The sequence below is a fragment of the Geobacter sp. genome, assembly GCF_030834625.1.
Classification (GTDB): domain Bacteria; phylum Desulfobacterota; class Desulfuromonadia; order Geobacterales; family Geobacteraceae; genus Geobacter.
Genome location: NZ_JAUQXO010000042.1, coordinates 1 through 3,092, shown reverse-complemented (window position 1 = coordinate 3,092; position 3,092 = coordinate 1). Strand labels below are relative to the sequence as shown.

The 3,092-nt window shown below is 55.6% G+C and carries 4 protein-coding genes; all 4 read right to left on the bottom strand.

The genetic code is table 11. From position 1 onward, the window contains the following. On the bottom strand, nucleotides 1-273 hold a 273-nt coding region (locus tag RCH91_RS10950; RefSeq protein WP_306534981.1), incomplete at its 3' end, for a VOC family protein. A gap of 91 nt (nucleotides 274-364) precedes the next feature. Further along, nucleotides 365-1,279: a homing endonuclease associated repeat-containing protein gene (locus RCH91_RS10945; protein WP_306534980.1), complete on the bottom strand. Its 915-nt coding sequence runs from the start codon at nucleotides 1,277-1,279 to the stop codon at nucleotides 365-367. 173 nt (nucleotides 1,280-1,452) lie between these two features. Next, entirely contained in the window at nucleotides 1,453-2,040 is a 588-nt protein-coding gene (locus RCH91_RS10940) for a TetR/AcrR family transcriptional regulator (protein ID WP_306534979.1), read from the bottom strand. Between the two features lie 78 nt (nucleotides 2,041-2,118). Next, the coding region (locus tag RCH91_RS10935; RefSeq protein WP_306534978.1) for a radical SAM protein at nucleotides 2,119-3,092 on the bottom strand (974 nt) is incomplete at its 5' end.

The following is a 3,092-nucleotide window of genomic DNA, read 5'->3' as shown; positions in this document are numbered from 1 at the left end:
ATCCGTTTCGGCCTGGTCAGCGGTTGCGACCTGAAACGAGAATGCCCAGTTGTGCTTGACCTCGGGTCCGCCATTGAGCCCGAGGCAGGGAATTCCCATCACCGTAAACTCGACCGTCAACACATCTCCTTTTTTCCCGGATGGAAAGTCTCCCGGCGCGAGGTGCACTGCGCCAACGGATGAATCAGGAAAGGTCTCGGCATAAAATCGCGCCGCCTCCTCGGCGTCGCCATCGTACCAAAGGCAAATCGTATTCTTTGCTGGCTTATTCATGTCGCTCCTCCTGTCCATGGACGTGTTACTGCTTCATATTTACTCGCATAACGGAGCTGCGCTTGACCTGCCGGGCAGTTTTATCGCCCGGTCATGGTCTGAGCGCTGGTTGGTCGCTCACTTCAATTCGATTACTTTTGCCGAGATTACAGTGTTGGCAAAGGGTTCTGAGGTTTTCAATCTCTGTCTTGCCGTCCTTAGAAAAGGGGTGAATATGGTCTACATGCAAGCGACAGTCTAATGATATTGCAGGAGAATTGCCGCAAAGTACGCACTTGAACCTATCTCGATTCAGAACGGTATATCTCAGTCCCAATCTAATATCACGGTTATCTCGTTCATCAGTTTTCGACTTTAATGATGACGATGATTTTGTCGAGGGTTGTGATACTGGTTCTGAGGAAACATCTACTGTCTGAAGGTCTTCATTTACTTTAGTTACGAATGCATACAGGGCTTTTGTCCAAGTTTCCCAACGGAGAGTGTACGCCTTGGGGCCAACAATAGACGGAGGAGATTTCATTTCTCTATGCTGCGGTTGCCTACCGTAGTGTGTCCATACTTGAAGCAAGTTTTCAAAACATTCTTCGTCTGTGTATCTCTGGCCTAATTTATTCGCTGTCAAACCAGCAGCTTCCATTGCTTTACGCCAAGTCCCAAAAACTCTCCGAATAACGGAATCCTTGAACGGTGCATTAGCGTTAAACTGCTCTCTACTGAAAGTCTTGACACCCAACCTACTTGAAACCTTTTGAAGTTCTGTGATTATATCCTCTTTGCTTATGGCTTTATTGGAGGAATCAAAACGGTCTGATAACCCAGCGGCATTCATTGCACTTTCCCAACAGCCGAAACGTTTCTCCAACGTAGAAGTATGAACACGCGAATGCTTTTGGAACTCAGTTCGGGAAATCGTCGGATGCTTAACAAGCTCTGCAACTCGTCGAATTTCGCTGATTAGAGTTTCATCCGTATAATCAGGAAGTCTTTTCAATTCAAATTGCATTGTAAATTTCCTTGTCGACCAACTCGTAATTGACCGGTTCACGCGCACGCGCGCGTAAACCGGTGATCTAACCAAATGGAACGTTTCACCAGGATGGCAAAAGGGAACTGCCCCCATCAAATCCTCCGCAGCGAGAAGGCTATCGGGACGGTAACAAGAGCCCATCCTGCATTTTACCCTGCCGCAAGATACGATTTCAGCATATTTCGCAGCAGGTCGATGCCCCTCCGGAGGGTCTCCTCGTTAACCTTCTCGCCCCCCACTTCCAGGTAGTTGAGCCAGAAAAGCGTCACCAGCCAGATCTCCTCGGTGAGGAGCGCCCGCTCCTTCTCGTCCAGGGGCCTGAGCACCCCAAGGGCGACAGAGCTGTCGACGGAGTGCCGGACCAGGGCAAGAAGGGCGTGATGGGTCTGGTGGAAGCGTTCCCGCAGGAGCGGGTCGGCCATGATCAGGGCCGTCAGCTCGCGCTTGAAGAAGCGGTAGCGCCAGTTGTACTCCTGGATCATGACGAAGGTCCGCTCCATCGCCTCCAGGGTGCCGGGGGGGCAGGTATCGGTGATGAGCCGGTACTGTTCCAGGCCGTAGGCATCCATCTGCTCGAAGATGGCGCGGATGATGTCTTCTTTGTTGCGGAAATGGTAGTAGAGGTTGCCGGGGCTGATGCCTGTGGCGGCGGCGATATGGTTGGTGGTCACCGCCTTGGTCCCCTGCTCGTTGAAGAGTTCGATGGCGGTTTCGATGATCCTGTCGCGGGTTTTCATGGCCAAACTTTAGCAGATGGTAATGGTGATAGCCACCGGAAATAATCCCGTTTCCGGCGGCTATCCGGCCGGGATGGCTCAGTAATCCAGGTGCGCCGCGCGGGCCTTCTCCAGAATCCGGCTGAACAGCCTGATGCGGATCAGCATCCCCCGCAGCCCAAAGCGGGCGAGGGTCGGAAGCACCCGGTGAAACGGCACCGCCTTGACCCAGAGATTGGCCAGTTCTTCGTTGAACTCCCGAAGCGGCAGCGTGGTGGGGAGGAGCGCGTGGATCATGTCGTACAGCTCCGGCTTGCGGGAGAGAAGCTCCCCTTCCCTGGCCGCATACAGTTCGGTGCCGGGAAGCGGCGTCATCACCGTAAAGGTGGCGTACTTGTGCTTCAGCCGCCGCACATGGGCCAGGAGGTTCCTGAAATCCGCCCGGGTATAGGCCGGATCGACCATGTAGGACGCATACATCATCACCCCCAGGTCGTCGAGGATTTTCACCGCCTTTTCCTGCTGGGCGATGGTCACCCCCTTTTTCATGGCGGCGAGCCGCTCATCGGAACATTCCTCCATGCCGACGAACACCTGGGCCAGGCCGATCCTGGCCCATTTGGCGAACAGCTCCGGGTGATCGACGATGGTATCCACCCGCCCGTAGAGGAAATACTTCTTCCTGATCCCCGCCTCCCGGATCAGGTCGGCCAGCCGGTCCATCCGCTTCACGTCGCACATGGACTCGTCGTCGCAGAAGAACACGTTCGGCTCGGCGACTCCCCGCAGCTCCTCCACCACCGACTCCGGCGAGCGCCGCAGGTACTTGCCGTCGGTGATGGACCAGAGGGCGCAGAAAGTACAGCGGGCAGTGCAGCCGAGGGAGGTGCGCACCGAGGCGAGGGGCTTGAACCATTCGCTGAAGTAGTTCTTGCGGTAGGGGGCGGTGAGGGTCCGGTCGGGAAAGGGGAGCTCGTTCAGGTCGGTATAGGGGCGGGGCTCGCTGAAGGCCATGCCGCCGGGGTTCGGGATCGCCACCCCCTTGATGGGGGCAAGGCTCCCGCCGGTCTCCA

Coding starts and splice junctions, on each gene's coding strand:
- RCH91_RS10945 (WP_306534980.1), bottom strand. CDS start 1,279: ATGCAATTTGAATTGAAAAGACTTCCTGATTATACGGATGAAACTCTA.
- RCH91_RS10940 (WP_306534979.1), bottom strand. CDS start 2,040: ATGAAAACCCGCGACAGGATCATCGAAACCGCCATCGAACTCTTCAAC.